The sequence below is a fragment of the Methanomassiliicoccus luminyensis B10 genome, assembly GCF_000308215.1.
Classification (GTDB): Archaea; Thermoplasmatota; Thermoplasmata; order Methanomassiliicoccales; family Methanomassiliicoccaceae; genus Methanomassiliicoccus; species Methanomassiliicoccus luminyensis.
This window is the reverse complement of record NZ_CAJE01000005.1, coordinates 13,131-35,038: the sequence shown is the minus strand read 5'-3', so window position 1 is coordinate 35,038 and position 21,908 is coordinate 13,131. Positions and strand designations below refer to the sequence as shown.

23 protein-coding genes and 1 tRNA gene are annotated in these 21,908 nt (G+C 61.8%); 12 read left to right on the top strand and 12 right to left on the bottom strand.

The window, feature by feature from the left end:
* Nucleotides 1-9: 9 nt before the first annotated feature.
* A complete protein-coding gene (locus WYS_RS01740; protein WP_162137675.1) occupies nucleotides 10-522 on the bottom strand; it encodes a GNAT family N-acetyltransferase in 513 nt (170 codons plus the stop codon).
* A 125-nt stretch (nucleotides 523-647) separates the two neighbouring features.
* Here WYS_RS01740 and WYS_RS01735 point away from each other — a divergent pair, with 125 nt between their 5' ends.
* The 5 genes from WYS_RS01735 to WYS_RS01715 all read left to right on the top strand — a co-directional run bounded on the left by WYS_RS01735 (nucleotide 648) and on the right by WYS_RS01715 (nucleotide 5,702).
* Entirely contained in the window at nucleotides 648-971 is a 324-nt protein-coding gene (locus tag WYS_RS01735) for a HesB/IscA family protein (protein ID WP_019176432.1), read from the top strand.
* 126 nt (nucleotides 972-1,097) lie between these two features.
* Nucleotides 1,098-1,787: an SOS response-associated peptidase gene (locus tag WYS_RS01730; RefSeq protein ID WP_019176431.1), complete on the top strand. Its 690-nt coding sequence runs from the start codon at nucleotides 1,098-1,100 to the stop codon at nucleotides 1,785-1,787.
* Nucleotides 1,788-1,830: 43 nt separating this feature from the next.
* Entirely contained in the window at nucleotides 1,831-2,223 is a 393-nt protein-coding gene (locus WYS_RS01725; protein WP_019176430.1) for a hypothetical protein, read from the top strand.
* Between the two features lie 76 nt (nucleotides 2,224-2,299).
* Nucleotides 2,300-3,898 (top strand): helicase-related protein, encoded by a 1,599-nt coding sequence (locus WYS_RS13960; protein WP_019176429.1) that lies wholly within the window; start codon nucleotides 2,300-2,302, stop codon nucleotides 3,896-3,898.
* 43 nt (nucleotides 3,899-3,941) lie between these two features.
* Nucleotides 3,942-5,702: an ATP-dependent DNA ligase gene (locus WYS_RS01715; RefSeq protein WP_019176428.1), complete on the top strand. Its 1,761-nt coding sequence runs from the start codon at nucleotides 3,942-3,944 to the stop codon at nucleotides 5,700-5,702.
* Nucleotides 5,703-5,771: 69 nt separating this feature from the next.
* Here WYS_RS01715 and WYS_RS01710 read toward each other — a convergent pair whose 3' ends face one another.
* Nucleotides 5,772-6,176 (bottom strand): cupin domain-containing protein, encoded by a 405-nt coding sequence (locus tag WYS_RS01710; RefSeq protein ID WP_019176427.1) that lies wholly within the window; start codon nucleotides 6,174-6,176, stop codon nucleotides 5,772-5,774.
* A 232-nt stretch (nucleotides 6,177-6,408) separates the two neighbouring features.
* Here WYS_RS01710 and WYS_RS01705 point away from each other — a divergent pair, with 232 nt between their 5' ends.
* Nucleotides 6,409-6,585: a hypothetical protein gene (locus WYS_RS01705; RefSeq protein WP_019176426.1), complete on the top strand. Its 177-nt coding sequence runs from the start codon at nucleotides 6,409-6,411 to the stop codon at nucleotides 6,583-6,585.
* 17 nt (nucleotides 6,586-6,602) lie between these two features.
* Here the strand turns inward: WYS_RS01705 and WYS_RS01700 are convergent, their stop codons facing one another.
* Nucleotides 6,603-7,517 (bottom strand): response regulator, encoded by a 915-nt coding sequence (locus WYS_RS01700; protein ID WP_019176425.1) that lies wholly within the window; start codon nucleotides 7,515-7,517, stop codon nucleotides 6,603-6,605.
* Nucleotides 7,518-7,603: 86 nt separating this feature from the next.
* Nucleotides 7,604-7,783, bottom strand: a complete 180-nt coding sequence (locus WYS_RS01695; RefSeq protein ID WP_019176424.1) for a hypothetical protein — start codon at nucleotides 7,781-7,783, stop codon at nucleotides 7,604-7,606.
* 111 nt (nucleotides 7,784-7,894) lie between these two features.
* Here WYS_RS01695 and WYS_RS01690 point away from each other — a divergent pair, with 111 nt between their 5' ends.
* Both WYS_RS01690 and truD read left to right on the top strand, forming a co-directional pair.
* Nucleotides 7,895-8,167 (top strand): RpoL/Rpb11 RNA polymerase subunit family protein, encoded by a 273-nt coding sequence (locus WYS_RS01690; RefSeq protein WP_019176423.1) that lies wholly within the window; start codon nucleotides 7,895-7,897, stop codon nucleotides 8,165-8,167.
* Nucleotides 8,168-8,169: 2 nt separating this feature from the next.
* A complete protein-coding gene (gene truD / locus WYS_RS01685; protein WP_019176422.1) occupies nucleotides 8,170-9,471 on the top strand; it encodes a tRNA pseudouridine(13) synthase TruD in 1,302 nt (433 codons plus the stop codon).
* A 54-nt stretch (nucleotides 9,472-9,525) separates the two neighbouring features.
* Here the strand turns inward: truD and WYS_RS01680 are convergent, their stop codons facing one another.
* On the bottom strand, nucleotides 9,526-14,334 hold the full coding sequence (locus WYS_RS01680; RefSeq protein WP_019176421.1) for a tetratricopeptide repeat protein: 4,809 nt from the start codon (nucleotides 14,332-14,334) through the stop codon (nucleotides 9,526-9,528).
* Between the two features lie 614 nt (nucleotides 14,335-14,948).
* Here WYS_RS01680 and WYS_RS01675 point away from each other — a divergent pair.
* Together WYS_RS01675 and WYS_RS01670 are read left to right on the top strand one after the other, a co-directional pair.
* Nucleotides 14,949-15,024: transfer RNA gene (locus WYS_RS01675), tRNA-Gly, on the top strand.
* 325 nt (nucleotides 15,025-15,349) lie between these two features.
* Entirely contained in the window at nucleotides 15,350-15,808 is a 459-nt protein-coding gene (locus WYS_RS01670; RefSeq protein WP_019176420.1) for a DUF4275 family protein, read from the top strand.
* Between the two features lie 436 nt (nucleotides 15,809-16,244).
* Here the strand turns inward: WYS_RS01670 and WYS_RS01660 are convergent, their stop codons facing one another.
* A complete protein-coding gene (locus WYS_RS01660; protein WP_147654510.1) occupies nucleotides 16,245-16,466 on the bottom strand; it encodes a hypothetical protein in 222 nt (73 codons plus the stop codon).
* 399 nt (nucleotides 16,467-16,865) lie between these two features.
* Here WYS_RS01660 and WYS_RS01655 point away from each other — a divergent pair, with 399 nt between their 5' ends.
* On the top strand, nucleotides 16,866-17,441 hold the full coding sequence (locus WYS_RS01655) for a hypothetical protein (protein WP_019176417.1): 576 nt from the start codon (nucleotides 16,866-16,868) through the stop codon (nucleotides 17,439-17,441).
* Nucleotides 17,442-17,459: 18 nt separating this feature from the next.
* On the opposite strand, the gene WYS_RS01650 is transcribed toward WYS_RS01655, so the two are convergent.
* The 6 genes from WYS_RS01650 to WYS_RS01620 form a co-directional block, all read right to left on the bottom strand.
* A complete protein-coding gene (locus tag WYS_RS01650) occupies nucleotides 17,460-17,936 on the bottom strand; it encodes a redoxin domain-containing protein (protein ID WP_026068699.1) in 477 nt (158 codons plus the stop codon).
* A 387-nt stretch (nucleotides 17,937-18,323) separates the two neighbouring features.
* A complete protein-coding gene (locus WYS_RS13955) occupies nucleotides 18,324-20,051 on the bottom strand; it encodes a DUF5591 domain-containing protein (RefSeq protein ID WP_019176415.1) in 1,728 nt (575 codons plus the stop codon).
* A 45-nt stretch (nucleotides 20,052-20,096) separates the two neighbouring features.
* Nucleotides 20,097-20,456, bottom strand: a complete 360-nt coding sequence (locus WYS_RS13950; protein ID WP_049796215.1) for a DsrE family protein — start codon at nucleotides 20,454-20,456, stop codon at nucleotides 20,097-20,099.
* Nucleotides 20,457-20,458: 2 nt separating this feature from the next.
* Nucleotides 20,459-20,815 carry a DsrE family protein gene (locus WYS_RS01630; RefSeq protein ID WP_026068697.1) on the bottom strand — a complete coding sequence of 119 codons (357 nt, stop codon included), beginning with the start codon at nucleotides 20,813-20,815 and terminating at the stop codon, nucleotides 20,459-20,461.
* Nucleotides 20,816-20,823: 8 nt separating this feature from the next.
* Nucleotides 20,824-21,126, bottom strand: a complete 303-nt coding sequence (gene tusB, locus WYS_RS01625) for a sulfurtransferase complex subunit TusB (RefSeq protein WP_019176412.1) — start codon at nucleotides 21,124-21,126, stop codon at nucleotides 20,824-20,826.
* Nucleotides 21,127-21,130: 4 nt separating this feature from the next.
* Entirely contained in the window at nucleotides 21,131-21,355 is a 225-nt protein-coding gene (locus tag WYS_RS01620; protein WP_026068696.1) for a sulfurtransferase TusA family protein, read from the bottom strand.
* 90 nt (nucleotides 21,356-21,445) lie between these two features.
* Here WYS_RS01620 and WYS_RS01615 point away from each other — a divergent pair, with 90 nt between their 5' ends.
* Entirely contained in the window at nucleotides 21,446-21,805 is a 360-nt protein-coding gene (locus WYS_RS01615; protein ID WP_019176410.1) for a helix-turn-helix domain-containing protein, read from the top strand.
* Nucleotides 21,806-21,908: the final 103 nt, after the last annotated feature.

The window sequence follows — 21,908 nt, the reverse complement described above, 5'->3', positions numbered from 1 at the left end:
CGCCGGGGGTTAATAGTTGCACCGGTCCTGTGTTGGGGGCTCCGACGGCCGCCGATAGGGGCCCTCCAGCACCTTTCGCATGAGATAGTTGTTGCCCTGGCGGGAGATGAGCTTGTACCCGGTGTGGCGATAGAACCGGGTGGCCTCCCGGTTGGTGATCTGCACCCACAGTTCGATGGCCAGCAGGCCCCTGGCATGAGCGATGGCCTCGATCCGTTGCATCATCTCCCCGCCCAGGCCGAGGCCTTGGTAGCCCCGCAGGACCTGTATGGAGTTGATGAAGAGGTTGTCGTTGCGGACGTCCACGGAATAATAGGCGATGATCCTGCCGTCGGCCTCCAGGACCTCGGTGAAGGCGCTGGGCTCCAGCAGTATGCGCAGCAGGTCCTCGTCCCTCCACTCCACTCCCCAGGAGGTGAAGATTATGTGGGCCATGTTCTCCCTGCTCATGTTGAGGACCTGGGGCAGGTCCCGGCGGGTCATCTCCCTGGAGACGGTCTCGATCATGGCTGCTTCAGCCAATGTCGCCCTTCGGAATAAACCCTTCGCGCATCGCCACGGGCCCGATGGATCCAACGGGTGGCACGAAAATATACGGCACATATCTTAAATAGGTTGATGAGGCTCAAGAGTTCAGGTGAATTCACATGGTAGAGGTCAGCGCTGAGGCTATCAAGTTCATCAACGATCTGCTGGAGAAGAACGACAAGAAGGGCTACGGCATCAGGATCTACCTGGCTGGCATGGGATGCTCCGGCCCCCAGTTCGGCATGGCCTTTCAGGAGAAGCTGAAGGACGGGGACAGCGAGCAGAAGGCCAACGGGTTCTCCTTCTTCTACGACGGCGAGACCAAGGAGCTTCTGGAGGGTTCCACCGTGGACTACATTGAGACCCCCAGCGGCGCGGGGCTCATCGTCAACAACCCCAACATCAAGTCCGCCTGCGGCGCCGGCTGCTCCGGCTGCCACTAAACCGGCATTTCCCTTCCCGCGCGGGAAGGGCGTTCCCTTTCCCTTTGCTTCACGATGCCCTGGTCAGGCAGGGCCATCGCGCCTGATGGCAACGATTATCCGCCCCGGCGTTCATCTGATATATCCGTGTGCGGACGCTTCGCCATCGGCGAGATCAGGGACCTTGTTCCCCGGTTCTCGATAGACTCCCCCATCGCCGACATGCCCAGGCCGCGGTACAATATCGCGCCGACGCAGGACGCCCCCATCGTCATAGATCACAGGCACCGGCAGCTTCTGATGATGCGCTTCGGGCTCATCCCATTCTGGTCGAAGGATGCCAGGATCGGCGTCCGCCTTATCAACGCCAGGGTGGAGACGGCGAAGGAGAAGCCGGTGTTCCGGTCCTGCCTGGAGGACCGCCGGTGCCTGGTGCCCACCACCGGGTTCTACGAATGGGGGCCGTCCGCCCGGGGCAGGGAGCCCTACTTCGTCCGCCTCAAGAGCGAGAAGCTGTTCGCCATGGCCGGGCTGTACGATCACTGGATGGACCCCCGCGGGGACCTGGTGCACAGCTTCACTATACTGACCACTTCCGCCAACGACCTCATGGCCCCCATCCACGACCGCATGCCGGTGATACTGAATATCGAGGACGAGAAGGAATGGGCTGCCCCGGTCCCCCTGGGGGACGGCGAGCTGGAGCGCATCGGCAAGCCTTTCCCGTCAGAGAGGATGGAGCTGTACCGGGTCTCCCGGGAGGTCAACGACCTGAGCAAGGACTCCGATGAACTGATCAGGCCGGCGGGAGAGGTCAGGCAGCGGACCCTATTCTGAGCTAGCACCGCCAATATATGCCGATAGTGCAGTCATATCTCACATGCAGAAGACGGAGGGCGGTCCGACCGTCCAGCTCATGAACGATGTGACCGAGCGCCGCTCCAGGGAGATATTGGCCGAGGTGCCCATGTCCAAGGTGAGTTTTCAGGCCGAAGAGGGGCAGGTGGCTCTGACCGTGGAGGTGGCCGGCAGGCCTGTTTTCCGGGAGTTCATCGTTCCCGAGCTCGGTGGGCCCTGCGAGGTGATGGTGAGGTCGCTACTGGAGCTGAGGCACATTGCCATCCACTGCCCTGCCTGGAAGTGCGAGGCGGGGGAGCTGGAAGAGAGGGCGTACAAAATCCGGCGGGCGGCACTGGAGGATAACGGCGTCTGGCCCATAACCGTACATGGGTTCAGGTACGATCGGGAGGGGAATGAGGAGCGGGTGCTCTGATCCCGGCCGGTCCAGCAACGTGGACTCGGCGAGCCCACCGCAAGGTTATTTAGACGGTCCCGGGTATCAAGCCGGCGTGTTCGTCGAGCATCCCCTCATCCAGAAGGACCGCATCCAGGCGAGGGACTACCAGCGCGCTTTGGCGGACGCTTGCCTGCACTCCTCCACCCTGGTGGTGCTGCCGACGGGCATGGGCAAGACCGTGGTGGCGCTCCTGGTCATCGCGGACGTGCTGGAGAAGAGGAGGGGCAAGGTGCTGCTCCTCGCACCCACCAAGCCCTTGGTGGAGCAGCACGCCCTGTTCCTGAAGCAGACCCTGGTGGGGAAGAAGGTGTGCGTTCTGACCGGCGAAATAGATCCCGAGGAGAGGGAGGTGGAGTGGATCCAAAGCGACGTCGTCGCCTCCACTCCCCAGGTCATCGCCAACGACCTCCGCACCGAGCGCATCTCCCTGAAGGACGTCCGGCTCATCATATTCGATGAAGCGCACCGGGGCGTGGGGAACTACGCGTACGTCAGCATCGCCCAGGAGTACCGGGGCGTCCCCGGCGGCCTGGTCATGGGCATGACCGCCTCACCGGGCTCCAGCATGGCCAAGATCAAGGAGGTCTGCGGCAACCTGGACATCGACAACATCGAGGTCCGGTCGGAGAGCGACCCGGACGTGTCGAAGTACGTCCACGACATCCACATGGACTGCGTGGAGGTGGACGTCCCCGTCAGCATGCGCAGGCTGGCGGACAAGCTGCGCAAGATGTACGACCAGTGCATCAAGGAGCTCATCGCCATGGGGGTGATGACGAGAGGGAGGCCGCCCTCGACGAAGTACCTCCTGGAGGTGCAGAAGGCCATCCAGTTCAAGCTCAACCAAGGGGAGAAGAGCCACACCTTGTACAACGCGCTGTCCGTCCAGGCGAGGGCCATCAAGCTCGGGCACGCCCTCGAGCTCGCCGAGACCCAGGGGGTCAGCTCTCTCACCAGCTACCTGGAGAAGCTGCAGGAGGAGGCGCTGTCCCCGGAGGGCTCCAAGGCGTCCCGGGCCATCGTCGCCTCTGACGAGTTCAAGGAGATAGTGGAGCTGCTGGGCAACCTGAAGATGGAGCACCCCAAGATCTCCCGGGTCATGAGCATCGTCAGCCATCAGCTCATCGAGAAGCCCGATTCCAGGGTGATCGTGTTCACCCAGTACCGCGACACCTGCGACATGGTCATCAACTACCTGTCGAAGATCGAGGGAGCGAGGGTGACCAAGCTGATCGGGCAGTCCGGCAGGGGGATGGACAAGGGGCTGAAGCAGAAGGAGCAGATCGGGGTGCTGCAGCGCTTCCGCGAGGGTGAGTTCAACGTGCTGGTCGCCACCTCGGTCGGCGAGGAGGGCCTCGACGTCGCCAACACCGACCTGGTGATCTTCTACGAGCCGGTGCCGTCGGAGATACGAAGCATCCAGCGCAGGGGGCGAACAGGTCGCAGCCGCGCCGGGCGGGTGGTGGTGCTGGTGACCGCGGGGACCAGGGACGAGGCTTCCCTGTACTCCAGCGAGAAGAAGGAGAGGGAGATGCGCAAGCGGCTGTACTCGCTGAAGGACCAATGGGACCGCGAGAACAAGGTGAAGAAGGAAGTTGCCAAGGTCCAAAAGAAAGGGCAGACCGAGCTCGGCGATTACCAGGCTTCCTGACGCCCCCCATTTGATTAATATCCCCGAGTGCCTACCCCGTGGCATGCAGTATCAGGACCTGGTGAAGGTCTATGAGGCCCTGGAGTCGACGGCGTCCCGCCTGGAGATGACCCAGATCCTGGCCTCGCTGTTCCGTTCCACCGACTGCTCGCACATCAAGAAGATAGTGTACATGACCCAGGGAGGCATAGTCCCGGACTTCTTCCCCGAAAAGCTCGGCCTCGCCGACAAGCTGTACCTGCGCACCCTGGTCGCCGCCACCGGGGGGAACGAGGCCAGCATCCGCGATCTGTGGGCCCGGGAGGGGGATCCCGGCACCGTCACCCAGAAGGTATTCGAGAACAAGAAGCAGACCACCTTGTTCTCCCAGCCGCTGACGCTCGACCGGGTATACGACGCGCTTCTGAAGATCGCCCGGGCCGAGGGCAGCGGCTCCCAGGAGCTGAAGATGCGCCTGCTGGCGGACATACTGCACGACGCCAAGCCCAACGAGGCCAAGTACATCGCCCGCATCGTGACCGGGCGGATGCGCCTGGGAGTGGCGTCGCAGACGGTGATCGACTCGCTGGCCCAGGCGTTCGCCACCAAGGCGGACAAGCCCGAGGTGGAGAGGGCCTTCAACATCACTTCCGACCTGGGACTGGTAGGGGAGACGCTGTGCAAGAAGGGGCTGGAGGGGTTGAGGGAGATGCGCGTGCGGGTAGGGAACCCCATTAGGGCCATGCTCGCCGAGCGCCTGCCGTCGCCGGAGGAGATCCTGGAGCGCATGGGCGGCCGGGCCATGTTCGAGTACAAGTACGACGGGCTGAGGGTCCAGGCCCATATCTCCAAGGACGCGGTACGATTGTACTCCCGCCGGCTGGAGGACCTCACCAATCAGTTCCCCGACGTGGCCAAGGCGCTGAGGGAGGCCTTCGAAGGGGAGAGCGCCATCTTCGAGGGGGAGTGCGTCCCGGTGGACATCGACACCGGGGAGATGCTCCCATTCCAGGAGGTCTCCCACCGCCGGGGCAGGAAGCACGAGCTCACCGAGGCCATCGAGGGGTACCCCGTAAGAGTACAGCTGTTCGACTGCCTGTACCTGGACGGGGAGGACCTCACCCTGAGGCCGCTGCCGGACCGCCGATCCGCCCTCACCAGGAGCGTGAGCATCACCGACCGGGTCAGGTTCTCCGAGGCCAGGGTCCTGGACGACCCGGCGAAAGTGCAGGGGTTCTTCCAGGAAGCGCTCCAGGCCGGATGCGAGGGCGTGATGGCCAAATCGCTCAATGATGACTCGGTCTATCGCGCCGGCTCCCGGGGCTACCTGTGGATCAAGTACAAGAAGGAGTACCGGTCGGAGATGAACGACACCGTGGACCTGGTGGCGGTAGGCGCGTTCCACGGCCGGGGCAAGAGAGGCGGGGTGTACGGCGCTCTGCTGATGGCGACCTATAACTCGGAAGAGGACCGCTTCGAAACAGTGTGCAAGCTCGGCTCCGGCTTCGACGACGCCACCCTGGCGGCGCTGCCGGAGAAGCTTGACCCGTACCGCCTTCCCAAGGCCCACGGGACCGTGGAGTCGAAGATGGAGGCGGACGTGTGGTTCACCCCCACGGTGGTGCTGGAGGTGCTGGGCGCCGAGATAAGCATCTCCCCCATCCACACCTGTGGCCATGGGAAGATCAGGGAGGCGTCAGGGCTGGCGATCCGCTTCCCCCGCTTCACCGGCGCGTTCCGCGACGACAAAAAGCCCCGGGACGCCACCACCACCCAGGAGCTGGTGGACATGTACAAGAAGCAGCTCAAGAGGATCGAGGGCTGAGGCCTTCCGGTCGGGCGCGCCCGACAGTATAGAAGGCAATAATAAGGAAAAAGTTGGAGCGAGCTCGGCTCACTCCGTGGGCCTGCCGTCGTACTCTTCCGGCTCCGCCTCCGCCTGGGCCTTGGTGCGGCGTACCGTCTTGTCGATGTGCTCCGGCGGAGAGTAGATGGTGTACAGCTTGAGGTCGGCGGTCTTGGAGGTATTGACGCAGTTGTGCCTGGCGCCGGACGGGACTATCGCCGCGCTGCCGTCCTTGACGCTGTACTTCATGTCGTCGACGGTGACGATCCCCTCGCCCTGCTCGAACCGGAAGAACTGGTCAACAGTGTCGTGGACCTCTTCGCCTATCTCTTCCCCAGGCTTTAGGCACATGAGGACAAGCTGGCTGTACTTTCCGGTGTAGAGGACCCTGCGGAAATCAGTGTTCTTCAGCGTTTCCGACTCAATGTCGATCGAGAAACCTTTTTTGGCCATATTTCCACCTCAGATCTTATCGATAGGGATGGGGAGACCGCCTATAAATTGTTGACACCGGCCGGGACCGACATTTCGGCGGCCATCGAGCCAAGGATGACACCGAATCGAGGACACAACGTTTTTCAACGTTCGGCGACCACGTCCTCCCCGGCCCGGGAGAGGCCTGTTCTCCATGGGACCGGCCGCTCCGGAACAACACGCCATTATGGGAGATGAGGAGAGTGCTGGAATGACCAAAGGTTTGGTAGGCGACCAAAAGGGATTTGAGGAAAGGAAGACGCACGCGGCGCCCTTGGTGGAGGCGCGCAAGGCGCACAATCACGAGATGACCAAGCACCTCCGGGCGGAGCGCCGGGAGCGGCACCACCTGCACACCTTGATGAAGCGCCAGGAAGGTCAGGGTTGAGGATCCGGGAGCGGCCCTCAGACCTCCATCCCCGACACCCGGAAGCTCTGCGGCCTCTCGGGGCCGCCGTCCAGGAAGCAAAGTCCTATTCGCGGCCCCCCGTCCCCGGGGCGGGGGGCTGCCCCGGCCTTTTTCACCTGCTCCAACGACCGCACCAGGTCGGTGATGTCCTGGTTGAGCCCGTAGACCCTGGCCTTGCGCCCGTCGCCCCCGCTGAAGTAGGCGACCCTTACCAGGAGGTAGCGCACCTCGCCGTCCCCCCGCACGAAACGGTGCTCGGTCTGCAGGAACTCGCCTGGCCCTAGGAGCCTGGCGCCGCCGCTCCCTATCCATTCCCGCACCATGGTGGCGTCATCGGGATGCACGAACCGGCGGACGTACTCCTCCTTCGACAACGAGCGGCCGTCCTCTCCGGAGGCCTCGCTGCCGAAGAAATCGGAGAAGTTACCATCGAACCGGAACAGGCCGGTGGCGTCGTCCAGGTACCAGCAGGTCACATTGGAGGCCGAGACCAGCCTGACCTGGAGCCGGGCCATGAACAGCTCTTCCTCGACCTCCCGCCCCTTCACCATATTCCTCAGCAGGTGCCCGATCTCGGCGCACTGGGCTTCCAGGTCGTATCCCTTCTGGAGGGACAGGTCCGCCCCCAGCGCGTACGCCTCCGCCACCACGTCCTCCCGGCGCGTTCCGGTGAACATTATGAAGGGGACGCGCTTTTCCGTCTCCCGTAGCCGGCGAAGGAGGTCCAGGCCGTCACCGTCAGGGAGGTGGTAATCAGAGATTATCGCGTCGTACGAGGCCGAGGCGATGGCATCCAAGGCCTCTTTCACGGTGGCCGCGGTCTGGACCCGGATATCCCCACAGCTTTCCAGGAAGGCCCTGCACAGCTCAGATAGCCCGTGATCGTCGTCGAGAAGGAGAACAGCGATCATGTCCAGACGAAATATCTATGGATATTTTATTTATGTCTGAGAACGGTTCGCTTCCTGTCGAACGATATGGCGCTGGCCCTTGCGGGCTAAGGTCTTCTGGCAAAGTATACGACCGCGCACACGCCTTCCTTCTCCCCCGATACGGACGCGAACGGCTTCCTCGCGGTCATCATTATCCACCAGGCGCACTTCTCCTTTATGCACGGGGACCCTGGCTCCACGGGGCCTTTTGACAGGGTGAACGGGCAGATCCTGACCTCTTCCATCTGCTTGCCTCTCGGCGGAGGGAACGCGTGCTGACCAGATAAACCATCGCCACGATGCCAGTCGGGGCGCGAAGAAAACATTTATAGTAAGTTGGAGCATTGAGCGGGTTCATGGAACTTCAGCTCCTCCATAAGGATAAGGACTCCATCAAGGTCCAGATCCGAGATGCCGACATGACCCTGATCCAGCCGCTCATCAGCGAGCTTCTGTCGGATGAGGGGGTATCCGAGGTGAAGTACATCACCGGCCACCCCGAACTCGACATTCCCGTGCTCTACATCCGCGTTAAGAGCGGAAAGCCCCAGACCGCCCTGAAGAGGGCGTCCAAGACCATCTCCAATGAGTACAAGGAAGCGCTCGACAAGCTGGACAAGCAGAAGTAGTCATGCAGGAGTGCCGTTCCAGAGAGGCCCAGATCGGCCTCGAGGTCTTTTACACCGATACGCCAGGCATCGGGGGAAAGCTCAAGCGGTCCCCCCAGGATTTTCTGGTCGATGAGATCTCCGCTCCCCCCGAGCGGGTGGAGAGCGGGGCGTACACCATAGCCAAGGTGACGGCCCAGAACTGGGAGATGAACCGGCTGGTCCGCGAGCTGTCCAAGGCCCTCGGCATCGGGCGGGAGCGCATAGGCTTCGCCGGCACCAAGGACAAGCGCGCCATAACCTCGCAGCTGATGTCCTTCCAGGCGCCGGTGGACCAGGTCATGTCCCTCCGCCTCCATCAGATCACCGTTGAGGACGCCTACCCTGCCAAGAAGGGGCTGACCATCGGCGACCTTATCGGGAACAGGTTCGGAATCAATGTGGCCGAGCCGTCCCTGGGCGGGCAAGAGCTGAGGGACGCCCTCGACGGCACCGCCGCATCGCTGGCGCAGCTGGGGGGGTTCCCCAGCTTCTTCGGGGTGCAGCGCTTCGGCGCGGTGCGCCCCGTGACCCACGAGGTAGGCAGGTGGATAGTGAAAGGGGACCTGGAGCGGGCCATCATGACCTACGCGGGGAACCCCGTGCCCCAGGAGAGCGAGGGATCCCGGACCGCCAGGGCCAAGCTGGAAGAGACCAGGGACTTCGAGCAGGCCATAGGCTACTTCCCCAAAACGCTCACCTTCGAGCGCATGGCCATCGGGTTCCTGGCCCGCAATCCCGGCGACTACGTGGGAGCGATACAGGTCATGCCCCCGAACCTGCAGATGATGTTCGTGCACGCGTACCAATCGTACCTGTTCAACCGCATGCTCAGCGAGCGCATCCGGCGGGGGCTACCGCTGGACCGTCCCCTGGTGGGCGACGTGGTGCTCCCGGTGGACCGCTCGGGACTGCCTGACCACGACCACGGGGTCCCCGTCACCAAGAGCAATATCGACCTGGTGGAGAAGCAGGTGCGGAACGGAAGAGCGTACGTCAGCGGGGTGCTCTTCGGCACCGAATCCGTGCTCGGCGAGGGCGAGATGGGAGATATAGAGCGGAAGGTCATAGACGAGGAGGGCCTGAGCTCCAAGGACTTCATGGTGCCCATGCTCCACCAGTGCAGCTCCAAGGGGAGCCGGAGGGAGATCGTCGGCCGCATCACTGACCTGAGGTACGGCATCGGCGACGGGGAGGTTGACTTCTCATTCTCCCTGAACAAGGGATGCTACGCGACATCCCTGCTGCGCGAGTTCATGAAGAAGAGCGATCTCATGGACTATTGAGCGGTCCGACCGCCAGGGCCGGGGGGCCCGCGGATCTGGCGGAGGGGAGCGGGCTCACAGCCGGGACAGGTCGCGGGGCTCCGAAGCAGTGTCGTCCTCGCGCTCCAGGATCTCGCGGAGCTTCCTCTTCTCGTCGTACCCCTCGTCCTTTTCCTCATCCCCTTCCTCGGCAGGGGCCCCTTTGACGATGATCTCTTCGGGCACGAAATCGGGGACGCTCTCGACCTTGGCCTCCGGCTCCGTGAACTCCTGCACCTCGGCCTCCTGGGAGAGAGCGGCCATCGCCGCCTCCGCCTCTGCGGCCGCCTGTTCCTCCTCGACCTTGCGGACGGCGGCGCGGTAGACCGGCGCGGGGGCGTCCTGCAGCTTGGCGGTGCTCATATTGTACCGGCGCTCGGTGTCGCGCAGCAGCCTCGCCACCGCGGCGTCCTTGTCGGTCATGGTGGAGCGCTCGGTGAGGTAGTCCCATTCATTCCCCTTGCTGCCCTCCCTCTCTTTCTCCTTTCGGCGGTCGGCCTCGGCCAGCCTCTTCTGGGCCCACCGCTGCGCGATGGCCTGCCTCTGCTCCTCGGTCTCGATGACGTCCCGGTCATCGATCGGCGCGGGCTCCTTGGCCGTGTCGACGAAGTCCAGCGCGGTGTGGCAGCGCGGGCAGGAGCCCATCTGCCCGGTGCACTCCATGCAGAACAGGGTCCCGCAGTTGGGGCACACTGCCACCGCCGGCTCGCCGTGGAACAGGCATTTCCGTCCGTTGTACTGGGCGCCCTCCGAATTGAAGCGGACCAAGATCGCCTTGGACCGGTCCGCCGACCGGGTCGCTTCCTCCTCTTCGTTCCTGCGCTTCTTGAACATAGGTCTTGCCTCCCTCTGTGACATGCTGGGCGCCTCCGGCTCCTCGTCCGGGGCGGTCCTCCCTTCCCTCGCCTGCGGCCTCGGCGAGGAGACCTCCGGCAGGTCCTCCACCTCCTCATCGGCCATGGGCGCGCTCGCCTGCGCCGGGCCCCTGCGGACCTCCGGGGCCGGCTCGCTGCTGAAGCTCCTAAGGATGGAGACTATCCTCCGGGCGGTGTACAGCCCCACGTCCAGGTGCTCCATGACGCCGATGGGCGAGTGGGCGTCCTGGGGGAGGTCCATGGCGGCCCGCAGCAGCCTCTCGGTGGTCTTGTCCGGTACCTCGTCGGGGAAGTCCATCTTGTTGACCTGTTCGATATACGCCATGATCTTCTTGGCCCGGCGCACATCGCGGTCGGGCATGTTCATGTACACGTCCGCCAGGTGCAGGCCCTGCCGGCTGTAGCCGGGGTTCCCGAGCGTGGCTAGGATGACCATGTGCGACAGCTCCTCGTAGGCGTGGAACTTCTCCTCCGACAGCGCCTCGACGTCCACCGGCTCCTTGGCTACCAGAAAGGCGGTGACCTCGTCGAGGGACGCGAAGGGCAGCCCGCACTCCTTGAACGCCTCCTCGCGGGTGACCTTCCGGTTCTGGCGATACTCATACTCCAGGACCTTGGCCGCGTAGAGGGAGATCTCCCTGTCCTTCAGCTTCTTTCCGAGGGCCGCGCTGCCCTCCACCGCGGAAGCGAGCTCCGGGTCTATATCCAGCGCCTTGTCGAAGGCCCGCTTGGCCTGGTCGAGCTTGTCCATCCTCAAGAGGACGCGGCCCTTCCCGCTCCAGGCGTACTTATCGTGCGGCTCGTTGCCGAGCACGGTGTCGAAGCAGCGCAGGGCCTCCTCGTCCTTCCCGATCTTCTCCAATATGGCGGCGCGGTTGAGCCAGGCGCGGTTATTGGTGCGGTCGGTCATCAGAGAGCGCTCCAGGCTTTCCACCGCGTCACTGTACCGGCCCAGCTTGGCCTGGGCGACCCCGATCCTCATCCACAGCTGAGCGTTCTCGGGGTCAAGGCTGGCCGCCCGGACATAGGAGTCCAGGGCGTCCTCGGCCCTGCCGAGATCCTCTTCCGCCCGGCCCTTGGAGAGATATATGGAGGCGTCCGTCCCGCCGAGGTCGATCGCTCTCGCGTACGCGTCGGCGGCCCGCTGGCGGTCGCCCATCCTCAGCAGCACGTTCCCCTTGTATTTCCAAGCAGGGATATCCTTCCCGTCGAGCGCGAGAGCCTCTTCAAGGGACGATAGGGCATGCTCGTAGTGGCCCAGGGAGGCCAGGGCCCGGCCCCGGTCCATGTGAAAGAGATGGTTGTTGGGGAACATCCTGATCGCTTCGTCGAACGCTCCCAGAGCACCGGTGGCGTCGCGGGCCATCAGGAGCGCGCGCCCCTTGTTGTCCAACACTACCGCGTCGGAGCGGTCCAGCGCCCAGGCGTGATCGAAGGCCTCCGCGGCCTCGGCGTATCTCTCCAGCTCCATGAGCACGAGGCCCCTCCCGTTCAGCACGGAGCGGTCCTCGGGGTCGATCTTATAGGCCTTGTCGTACTCCTCAGCCGCTTCCTCGAAGCGGTTCAGCGCCCTCAGGGCGTCCCCGCGATGGGCATGGGCGAGCTTGCTACGCGGCTCTATCTGCAGCAGGGTGTCGCATATGTCGATGACGCCTAGGTGGTCCCCCTTGGCCATGAGCGCTTCCTTCTTGTGCTCCAGGACAGTGGGGTCCCGGGGGTCCGCGTCAAGAACCTTGTCGTAGGTCCTCAGGGCCTCGTCCACCTTGCCTAGGCTGTGCAGCGCGACCGCTTTGTCCAGCGCGGCGGCCTTGTTCCGGGGGTCGAGCTTCAGTATCAGGTCGCAGGTCGCCATCAGCTCGTCGGTCCTGTTCAGGCTCTTGAGCGATTCCTTCTTCGCCTCCAGGATGTCGACGTCCTTGTGGCCGAGAGCGAGGACGCGATTGAACGAGTTGACGGCCTCGACGTGCATGCCGATGCGGGCGAGGGCCTTCCCCCGCAGCATGTGAGCTTGTCCGTTGTTGTCGTCGGCCTCGATGGTGTGGTCGAAGGATTGGAGGGCCTGGCTATACTTGCCTATGGCCGCCAGGGCCTTGCCGTTGGAGAGCCATATCTCCGGATCGTTGGGGTCGATCTTCAGCGCCGATTCGTACGATGCCAGGGCCTCCTCGAACCGCTCGTCGGACACCAGGGCCATGCCCCGGGACCACCACATCCTCTTGTCCGAGGGGTCCAGGGATATCGCCTTGGCCAGCGCCTCCGCCGCTTCGGAGTAGCGCCCCAGGCCGTAGAGGGAGTCGCCCTTGATCCGCCAGTAGTCCGGCTCCGCGGGGAACAGCTGGGTGCCGGCGACCGACCTCTCCAGCGCCCTCTCCAGCTTCTTCTGGGAGAACAGAGATATGCACAGGTTGCGCAGGGCATCCTCGTTGGCCGGCTCCAGGCCCAGGACCTCGTCGTAGAGGCGAATGGCATCGTCCCTCCGCCCCGTCCGGTCCAGCCCGATGGCGGCGTCGAGCAGGGCGCCGGTATTGCGTGGGTTCACCTTGAGGAGGCGCTCGCAAGCGTCCAGCACGTCCTTGTCCCGGCCGATGCCTTTGTACCCCTCCTTCAGCGCGATGAGCACCTTCTCCTTGTCATGATGGGTCTTCAGCACCTTCTCCAGGACCTTGACCGCTTCATGGAAGCGCAACGTCTTGATATACGCGACGCCGAGCTCGTAGGTGGTCTCCGGATCATTGGGCCTCTGCGAAAGTATCTCTTCACAGTGCTTCACCGTCTCGTCCCCCAGGCCCAGGGCCACCGAGGCGTCCCTCCTCTTGGTCAGCAGGCCGGGCTCCTTTGGGAACACTTTCAGCGCGGACTCGGCGGCGTCCAGTGCTTCCTTGTATTTCTGGGACCTCATCAGGGCGTCCACTCTGGTGCTGTAGACCGTCAGCTCCTGCTTCTCGGTGAGCAGCACCGCAGCCGCATCGGCTACCTCGGACCATTTCTGCTCCGCCAGCAGAACGCGGTAGTGGCCTTCCATCGCCTCCGGCGAATGAGGGTCCAGGGACAGCGCCTGGGCGTAAACCTTCTCCGCCTCCTCGAGGCGATCCAGCTGCTCCAGCAGGGGGCCGATCTCCAGCCATGTCTCCTTGCGGTCCACCTCGGCGCGCAGCGCTTCCTTGTAGAACTTCACCGCGCCTTCCTTATCCCCCATGGCCCGGAGGGCCTGGGCCTTGCCGAGGTTCCCGCTCATGGAGGTCGGTTCCACCGCCAGCACGGTGTCGTATATCGATGAGGCCTCGTCGAACCTCTTGTCTTCTAGGAGTATCTTCGCTTTCACCAGCATGACGTCGGTGTCATGGGGGGATTGAGCGATGACGTCATCAAGGGCCCTGAGGGCATCCTCGGACCTCTTGGAACGGAGCAGCACCTCCGCCTTGCGCAGCGACCACTTAAGGCGGTCGTCCAAGTTGGCGAGGATATCGTAGGTCTCCAGGTCCGCGGGGTCCAGCTCCACTACCTTCTTGTACATGGCCAGGGCAGCATCCTTCTTGCCCGCCTTCTCCAGCACCTTGGCCTTGTCGGACAGCAAGGACTTGTCCTCGCCCTTGAGCTCCAGCGCCCTGTCCAGAAGCGTGAGCGCATCGGGATAGGAGCCTTTCGCCGCCAGGGCCCGGGCCTTCGCTGCCAGCGCGAGAGGGGCGTTCGGCGAGAGGGCCAGGGCGCGGTCCGCCGCGCTCAGGGCGTCGTCCACCGCCTGCGCCTTGATGAGGATGCCGGACATGGTCACCAGGACATCGGCGAACTCGTGGGAGTGAACGCTGTTCTGGAGGCCATCCTTAAAGAGAGCGTCCTTGGCCTTGTCGAGATCGATCTGCGCGTCCTGGCCTTGGCCGTTCGCGATGTGTAGGTCTGCGTTCTCGATCAGCCTGCGAGCTCTATAGAGCCCCCTGAGCTCCTTGTCGCGGAGCGACTCTAGAAATCCCATCCCATCACCGAAGTTGGCCACCTATCGCCTTATATCCATAAAAAGTTTTCAAACAAATTATCCCTCTACGTCCGCTCCTGCGTCCGACGCGGCTCTTCGCCCATCAGCCGGATTATAAGGTCTGGACCGAGCATATTCTTCATGTCGGACGATTGTCTCGAAATCTTTATATATTGTCGCACAGATTCCCTTATTGCGTCTGACGCAAGTCGGACAGAAAACTCTTCGGATGGGATGCAAACACGAAAACCGGCAAGAGATCGGCCCAAAGACCTGATCTCGATCCCGCTCAAAGCCTGGATGAAGATCCACACCGTGGCGACTGAAGAACCTTGCCTCCAGCGTGGAATGCAAGGGTGAGAATGCCTCCGCGGTGAGGGGCTTAATAATGGCGTTGGAAGGGATCCACGGAACAACCGTCATGGATGGGAGATGGTTGTCCTATCAGGTCTGAGGAAAGAGAACTTGCCATTAGGAGGGGGCGAAGGATGGGTCGCCCCCTCTCCTCCTTCAATATTTTCTATGTTGTATGATGACCCCGTAGGCCACATGTTCTAGCAGGTCCAGAGCATTCAATAAGCCTTTTAAAGGGGAAGCGAGATAGGGTGCGGCGCGCAGGTGTAATCTAGTTGGTTAGGATTTTAGCCTTCCAAGCTAAACGCCCGGGTTCGAATCCCGGCACCTGCACCAAATCCATATAATCCGATCGCGGCAGGCAACTCTGTTAGCAGAATGTTCTGAGCTGTTCCACATCGGGATCGATAGCGGGATGGTAAGCGTCTGCTTACCTCCCCCGTATTTGTTATCGAATTTTAAGATAATATAACCCTCAAAATACTGCACAATGTGCGCGATATCATATAGCGACCTCGTTTAGCGCCTTCTTACGAGGATTTTTAGAAGGGGGAGAGGGCGGGTCGGAGACATTAGAGAACAACGAAGAGAGCGATCAGACAGCGAACAGGAGATACAGTAAGAGATAAAATTATAGTTATAAATATTTATACTACGCAATATGGACAAACAAGGACGTATTGAATATGCGCAGTGCGCCCAAAAGCGACGGGCAAAGAAGCGACGGGCAATGACAGACCGGGGTATTTCGTTCCTTCCCGTGGAAAATGGCAGCTCGATGAAATCCAAATGGAGCAGAACATTTGCCAAACAAGTAGATCCCGAAACAAAGAGGAGGATATATTACGAGCAATACCGGTGGCATATTTTCAGCAATGGACTAGCTCCTTGCTTGGAGGGGAGAGAGGCAAGGGAAGCATTTGACCAATGCCTGAAAAAAGAGGTGTACGCATTTTACCAGAACGAGGACGGGGCCTATCTGATAAAAAATCCATCTTTGCTAAGATCAGAGGATTTTGATAGGGACTACGATGTCTACATCTTTGATGCTATAAAGAAATGGACCTACGTCCACACTCACGAGGGGGATCTCGGCCCTTACTTTTACATTACAGAATAAGGAGCTTGCCAGAATCTCTCCTTGACGACAGGGACATATCTTTTGGAAGATCTGCCGAACGGAGCTCGGGGCCAGGTGGCCCGACCCGTCACAGCATCGTCCGAGAAATGCAGCCCCATATTCGTCGCTCGGCCCTCGGGCAACTCCACCCAGAGAAGGATCTCACCGCCTCACCCCTTATCGTGTGGAATCTCTGGGGGAAGACGGGCATCAAAAAAAGTATAGGCTGGCGACGGATGGAGGTAAAGGGGGCAGGATTGGAACTAACGAATTGATATGGGGAATCAGAGACCAACCCACCCCCACCTTTCAGATTCACCGGCGCTCTATAAAAAAATATAGCTTCGATGTATAGCTTTAACAGTGCGTTAACGTGGGGCCGGACATCGAGAGCGTCCACGGTCTGGACATCCTCGGGAACGATGCAGAAGGGCATCTATTCCGCGGATTCCATGTCGTACCCGTTCTTTTTCAGCAGGGCGCGGATATGATCATCGAGATCGGACCGATCCTTGAACGGCAGGTCCAGCCTGATCCGGAGAATGCTCTTGTACGGCGTCACCGTCACCGGCGAGTCCCACAAGTCCTTAAGCTCGCCGAAGTACGCCCGCAGGTCATCGGCGTCGATGATCACGAACCCGTCTGGATTCGTGCTCACCATCCCTACCTTTCGACCGTTGCTTTTCACCAGATAAATAGTCATTCGGCATTCCTGCAACGGATATTCTGATCGCCCCATCGATCGGCCGTCTGGACCACTAAGGGGCGCTAATAAATGTCTGATATTTAATGCATAAGAAAAATTGAGCGCGGTCTAGCGATGGGAGCGCCGCCGAGGCTGGACAGGACTGCATCCGAGCAATGCCTATTTTTACTGCGGCAGGGTTCTGGGTAAGGAGATGGTGCCCGGCCCGAATTGGAGCCGAGAGCGTCCGTCCCGAATGGGTCGATGCATATGGCGGAAGAACAGGGGGCCGGAAAGGACCAACGTAAATCACTTTTCCAGCAGGGCCTGGAAAACCTTATCGCGGGCCGGCTGGAGGAAGCCCATGGGAATATGTCCAGATATCTGGCGCTATCGGAAGCGGAGGACGACCTGGCAGACCAGGCCCGAGGGCATTTCTTCCTGGCCATGATATATGAGCAGAACGCGGAGCCGTGCATGGCCGCCGCCCAGGTGGAGATGGGGCGCGATGTCGCCGAGGGCCTTATCTCGCCGTGGTCCCATGCCCGGCTGACCTCGTTCCTGGCCCACCTGTGGCTGAAGCGCGGAGAGCTGAAGGAGGCGCGGGCGTTCCAGGAAGAGGCCATGCGCAAGGCCGGGGAAGCGCCGGGAGAAGGGGCCGGTCCCTGCCTGGGCATGATCCTCCTCGTCGATGCCGAGGTGAAAGCGATTATCTCGGACCAGGAAGGCGGCGAAAGGTCGTTCCGGTGGTCCCGCGAGACGTTCCTGAACAGCCCCTGGGGAGAGTTCTACCAGGCCGTCGCATGCTGTTGGTACGGGGAGACCTTGATCGAGGCGGGCAGGGCCGCAGAGGGGGGCGAGAGGCTGGAAGAATCAGCGGCCCTTTTCAGGAAGCTCGGCAACGGCCGACAGGTGGAGCGGGTAGAAAGGCTGCTGGCCGGCAAGTGAGCCGTTCCCCGATGGGGGTTAGGCCCGCCGGACCATCTCCAGCACCAGGTCGTAGTCGGGCTGCATGTGCTGGTCGGGCGGGATCCACCTATACCGCACCACTTGGTCCTTATCCACGATGAAGATCGCGCGGGTGGCGTGGCCCTTGAGGATGCTGTCCTCGGGGCACATCACATCATATGCCTTGGCGATAGCGGCATCGAGGTCGCTCAGCAAGGGGAAGTTGAGGTCCAGCCTCTCCTTCCAGGCCCGGTGGCTGTGAGTGCTGTTCACGCTTATCCCTATCAGCGAGGCCCCTGCTTCGGTGAAGGAGCCGAACATCTCGTTCAGCTTCTTGAACTGGACCGTGCAGGTGATGCCGAAATCGGTGGGGTAGAATATCAGCACTACCGGTCCTTTCCTCACCTGCTCAGACAGGCTGAAAATTCGCTCCGATGCCTCCGGGAGAGAGAAGTCCGGAGCGCGGTCCCCTTCCATGGGCCCTATGTACGACATGAGGGCGACATGCATCCACACAGTGATTATCCTTATGCCTGGCCCTCTTAACGATGGTTAGCCGGAAGCTCATGCAAAAGCTTCCAGAGGGAGGCTGCTCTTCTCCGTCCAGCGCTCCGACCGGGCCTTAGGGGCGAAGAAAGAATTGGTGAGGGGGGTCGGGCAAACCCCCTGCTCACCCGGGGATGACACATCTTCGATGTCACAACGCACTCCGCAGGCGCGGTAGACTTCTTCCCAACCGCAATCATCCTCGCAGGTCTGCATCGTCACATCACTGATGCTGTGATGCGCGGCCCCATTTATATCCCGAGGGGGGAGAGGTGTCCGAAAACCGGAACATCATATTTCTACCTGGCAATAAAAGATAGGGAGCGAAAGTGAAGTTTACCTCTTCCGCTTGTGCCGCATCCTCACGGCCTCTCCCCTCTTGGCCTCGGCCATCTCCGCGCCAGACATAACCGCCACGCCGACCCCCTCGATCTCGCCGTTGCGCACGATCACGGCCTCGTCGCCCGGCCGGATGCGCTCGTCCGCGGAGGTCACGCCTACGGCGAACAGGTTCCCGGTCAGGTCGAAATCGCCCATGCACACCTGATTGAGCTGCCGCTCCATGAGGATCTTTCCGCCGTCCATGGTCAGGGAGATCATTCCGCGGTCCGGGGTCAGCATCCCGAGCTGGGCGTTCCCCTTCATGATCTTCAAGAAGGGATACTTGCCGACTATACCGGTGCCGTCCAGCAGCGCTTCGCCCTCCTTCCCGAACTGGAACCTGGCCACGGAGCGCATCATCTCCACCCGGTCCACCGCCCGGGGGACCTTCTCCACTGCCTCGCACGCCGCCACCAGCGCGTTCCTCATGCGCTCCAGGGCCGCCGGCGCGGTGACGCTCTCGCCCTCGGTGGTGTCCACGCAGTCGCCTTCTATGGCATCCTGCACGAACCCGCTCTCCGCCCCGAGATGGCAGATGACCTTGGTGAACCCGAAGGACGCGGCCTTGCGCACCATGTTCTGCACCATGGCCACCTCCTCGCGGTCCCAGTTGCCAGTGACCGGGATGTCGTACTGCGCGGCTGGATATAGGGTCTCCACCTCCCGGGGCACCGCCCCCAGGGGCGAGGTGATGATCAGCTCCTGCACCGCGCAGGAGTTCGGCACCGAGAGCAGGACCTCCTCGAACATGCGGTGGCTCTTCGAGGTATAGTATGGCTTCTTGGCCGAGCAGGGGATCAACAAAAGCACCTTCTTGTGGGGGGCCGGCTCCCACCTCTCCACGACCCTGCGGCGGAACCTCCACACGTCAGGACGTAGCAGCGAGGCCTTGGAGTTGCAGTAGAACGACGGCCCCACCACCGGAGCATATCTTTCCTGGGGACCATAGTGCTCCAGGTCCATGATGCGCAGGGCCGCCACGGCCCAGGGAGTGGCGTTGACCCTGGTCTCCACCAGCTCGCGGAGCCGGCCGACCTTGACCATATGGCGGACCAGCTGCAGCTCCTTCCACGCGGCGTCGAGATTGTAACGCGCGATGTCGCCGCCCTCAGGGACCAGCCATGGCGCCTCTTCTGCCTGGACCGAGCCCTCCACCATAAGAGCGCGCCCGCGAGAGGCCTGATAAAGAAGGAGGGATGAGTCGAACAGGTCGATTCCGCAGTACACCAAGAGGGCGAGGTTGCTGGGATCCATGATGCCAGGTGCGTAGATCAGACGGTGGTAGCCCACCACCTCGCGCAGCGCCGTCACCGCTTCCACGAAGGCCCGGGCGTCCCTGCGCAGCTCGAAGGCGTTCCCGAGCACGAACAGGTCCTCGTCCCGGCCATTAAGACCGCAAGGGGAGCCGCGGACAATGACCGCGTTGCTCCCTTCCTGGACCGAGCCGCGGTCGCGGAGCTGATCGAGAGGGACCAGCATCTCTTCCGGCATCCAGGCCGCGCCCTCCTGGCTGGGCAGGTCGATCCTCAGTCCCTCATGGCGGGAGATGGTCATCTCCGCGTACTGAGGGGCGGGGAACACTGGTGAGTGATGGAATAGCACATTGGGGAAGGCGGCCTTGGACTGGCCGGCAAGCCATCTGCCGGCGCGGGCCAGGCCAGAGCGGTCGGTGACCTCGAGCATGAACGCTGATTAGAAAGGCCCCTTAAAAAACAATGGTAGGCCGCGTCAAAATGTGGTCACGAGCTGGTATTGCTCCATCATCCTGCGCGCCTCCGCCCAGTCGACGAACTTGATCCCGTCCAGGATCTTCATTCCCCCGACACGGGAGCGGAGGTCCTCCTTCACGCAGCATACCTCGACGTCCAGGTCTAGGAGGTCTAGCAGGTACTCCAAGTTGGTGGGCATGTCTATCGCCTCAGAGCTCTGGGCCCACAGGCCGTTCAGGGTGCCGTCGCCGACGAGCAGTACGCCGACCCGGGGCACGTAGTGGCTGACCTTGCTGGCCAGCGCGAGCGTCAGTCCGGCGAAAGCGTCCTCGGTCCCGTAGGGTCCCCTGGTTATCAGCACCATGATGCTTTCGGCCATGGTCACCTCGCGATCGTCACCATTTTATCGCTCTCGGAAGCGAAACGAGAGAGGTCATTAATCAAGCTGCCTATTCTGGCCCCGTTGATGACCTCGCCCCTGTGGATTCCGCGGGCGGAGCAGCAGGCCTCGCAAGCCGCCACCTCCAGGCCGTCCTCCACCATCACCTCAAGGATTTCCCCGATATTGGGGAACCGCTTAGGGTCCTGCCCATCCTTGACCACGGTGGCCCCTTCTCCGTAGCAGACCAGCTTCACCCTGTGCCCCTTCCACATGGCCGCATGGGCGAGCTTTATCGCCACATTGGGGTCCATGTTCATCATCGTCCCCGACCGCAATATGATCGTCAGCGTTCCCATGTACCCACCTACAGCGTGATAGTGCGGTCGTACTCATCCATTATCAGATCGACCGCCCTCGGATAATCTATCTCCTCGAACCCTTCCCCGGCTATCCCCGCGAAACCCCTTGCCTCAAGGTCGTCGCGCATCACATAGATGATGTCGGCCGCGTTCTGCAGCTCAGCCCTCTTGCCCTCGAACACCGCGAACAGGACGGCGTCCTCGAACAGCAGCACGCCGATCTTGTCCTCACCGCCCAAGGCAGTAAGGTTGTCCAGGTCTGGGTACTCGGTGGGCGACTTCAGGAGTATGAACAGCTTCGATACCACAGCATCACTCCGATTTCCTTACCAGGTAGCTGAAGAACCCGCCGTTGTCCTGGAACTCCACAAGGGTATTGCCGGTCCTTCGGCACCACGCCAGCACGTCGGTCTTGGAGCCGGGCGCGTCAGCCAGCAATTCTACTTCCTCCCCGGCCTTCATTACTTTCAGTCTCTTAGCTAGCTGTACGACGGGCATGGGGCATGCCAATCCCCTGCAGTCAACGACCTCGGTCATAAGAACACATCCTAGCGGTTTTGCACGGTTGTTCACTAACTATATATAACTCGCGATTGATAATGATTTCCTAGGTCGAGTGGGGGGCCTATGAGGGCACAGAAATCGTTCGCGTCCATTTCTGATTGCAAGGATATCGTGCAGTGCGCATTCAGCCTGAACGATTTCGAGGTGGAGGTCTTCCGCGCCGCCAGCAAGCACGGTCCGGTGCGGGCGGACGAACTCGCCGATGGCATGGGAAGGGACCGCTCCACAGTGTACCGGGCCCTTCAGAAGCTGATGAGCTGCGGGATGGTGCACCGGGACACCAGGAGCCTGGAGAAGGGCGGCTACTACCACGTGTACGAGGCCATCGACATGGGCATACTTAGATCAAAGCTCGAGCAGTGCGTGGATGATTGGAACAGGCGCATGCACGACGCCCTGGCCCGGTTCGAGGACCAGCTGTGAGCCCGACCACCTGCGATTGAGAGCGGAGCGAGACCCCCTGATCGACTGACACCACACATCCTGGGGCTGGGAGGCCTTTATTGGCATAGATTAATAGCACCGT

Excerpts from the sequence above, each read along its gene's own strand:
- WYS_RS01655 (WP_019176417.1), top strand. The coding sequence starts at position 16,866 with ATGTCCAGATATCTGGCGCTATCGGAAGCGGAGGACGACCTGGCAGAC.
- WYS_RS01670 (WP_019176420.1), top strand. The coding sequence starts at position 15,350 with ATGGACAAACAAGGACGTATTGAATATGCGCAGTGCGCCCAAAAGCGA.
- WYS_RS01705 (WP_019176426.1), top strand. The coding sequence starts at position 6,409 with ATGACCAAAGGTTTGGTAGGCGACCAAAAGGGATTTGAGGAAAGGAAG.
- WYS_RS01695 (WP_019176424.1), bottom strand. The coding sequence starts at position 7,783 with ATGGAAGAGGTCAGGATCTGCCCGTTCACCCTGTCAAAAGGCCCCGTG.
- WYS_RS01735 (WP_019176432.1), top strand. The coding sequence starts at position 648 with ATGGTAGAGGTCAGCGCTGAGGCTATCAAGTTCATCAACGATCTGCTG.
- WYS_RS01710 (WP_019176427.1), bottom strand. The coding sequence starts at position 6,176 with ATGGCCAAAAAAGGTTTCTCGATCGACATTGAGTCGGAAACGCTGAAG.
- WYS_RS01680 (WP_019176421.1), bottom strand. The coding sequence starts at position 14,334 with ATGGGATTTCTAGAGTCGCTCCGCGACAAGGAGCTCAGGGGGCTCTAT.
- WYS_RS01690 (WP_019176423.1), top strand. The coding sequence starts at position 7,895 with ATGGAACTTCAGCTCCTCCATAAGGATAAGGACTCCATCAAGGTCCAG.
- WYS_RS01700 (WP_019176425.1), bottom strand. The coding sequence starts at position 7,517 with ATGATCGCTGTTCTCCTTCTCGACGACGATCACGGGCTATCTGAGCTG.
- WYS_RS01715 (WP_019176428.1), top strand. The coding sequence starts at position 3,942 with ATGCAGTATCAGGACCTGGTGAAGGTCTATGAGGCCCTGGAGTCGACG.
- truD (WP_019176422.1), top strand. The coding sequence starts at position 8,170 with ATGCAGGAGTGCCGTTCCAGAGAGGCCCAGATCGGCCTCGAGGTCTTT.
- WYS_RS01615 (WP_019176410.1), top strand. The coding sequence starts at position 21,446 with ATGAGGGCACAGAAATCGTTCGCGTCCATTTCTGATTGCAAGGATATC.
- WYS_RS01725 (WP_019176430.1), top strand. The coding sequence starts at position 1,831 with ATGCAGAAGACGGAGGGCGGTCCGACCGTCCAGCTCATGAACGATGTG.
- WYS_RS01630 (WP_026068697.1), bottom strand. The coding sequence starts at position 20,815 with ATGGGAACGCTGACGATCATATTGCGGTCGGGGACGATGATGAACATG.
- WYS_RS01650 (WP_026068699.1), bottom strand. The coding sequence starts at position 17,936 with ATGTCGTACATAGGGCCCATGGAAGGGGACCGCGCTCCGGACTTCTCT.
- WYS_RS13950 (WP_049796215.1), bottom strand. The coding sequence starts at position 20,456 with ATGGCCGAAAGCATCATGGTGCTGATAACCAGGGGACCCTACGGGACC.
- WYS_RS01620 (WP_026068696.1), bottom strand. The coding sequence starts at position 21,355 with ATGACCGAGGTCGTTGACTGCAGGGGATTGGCATGCCCCATGCCCGTC.
- WYS_RS13955 (WP_019176415.1), bottom strand. The coding sequence starts at position 20,051 with ATGCTCGAGGTCACCGACCGCTCTGGCCTGGCCCGCGCCGGCAGATGG.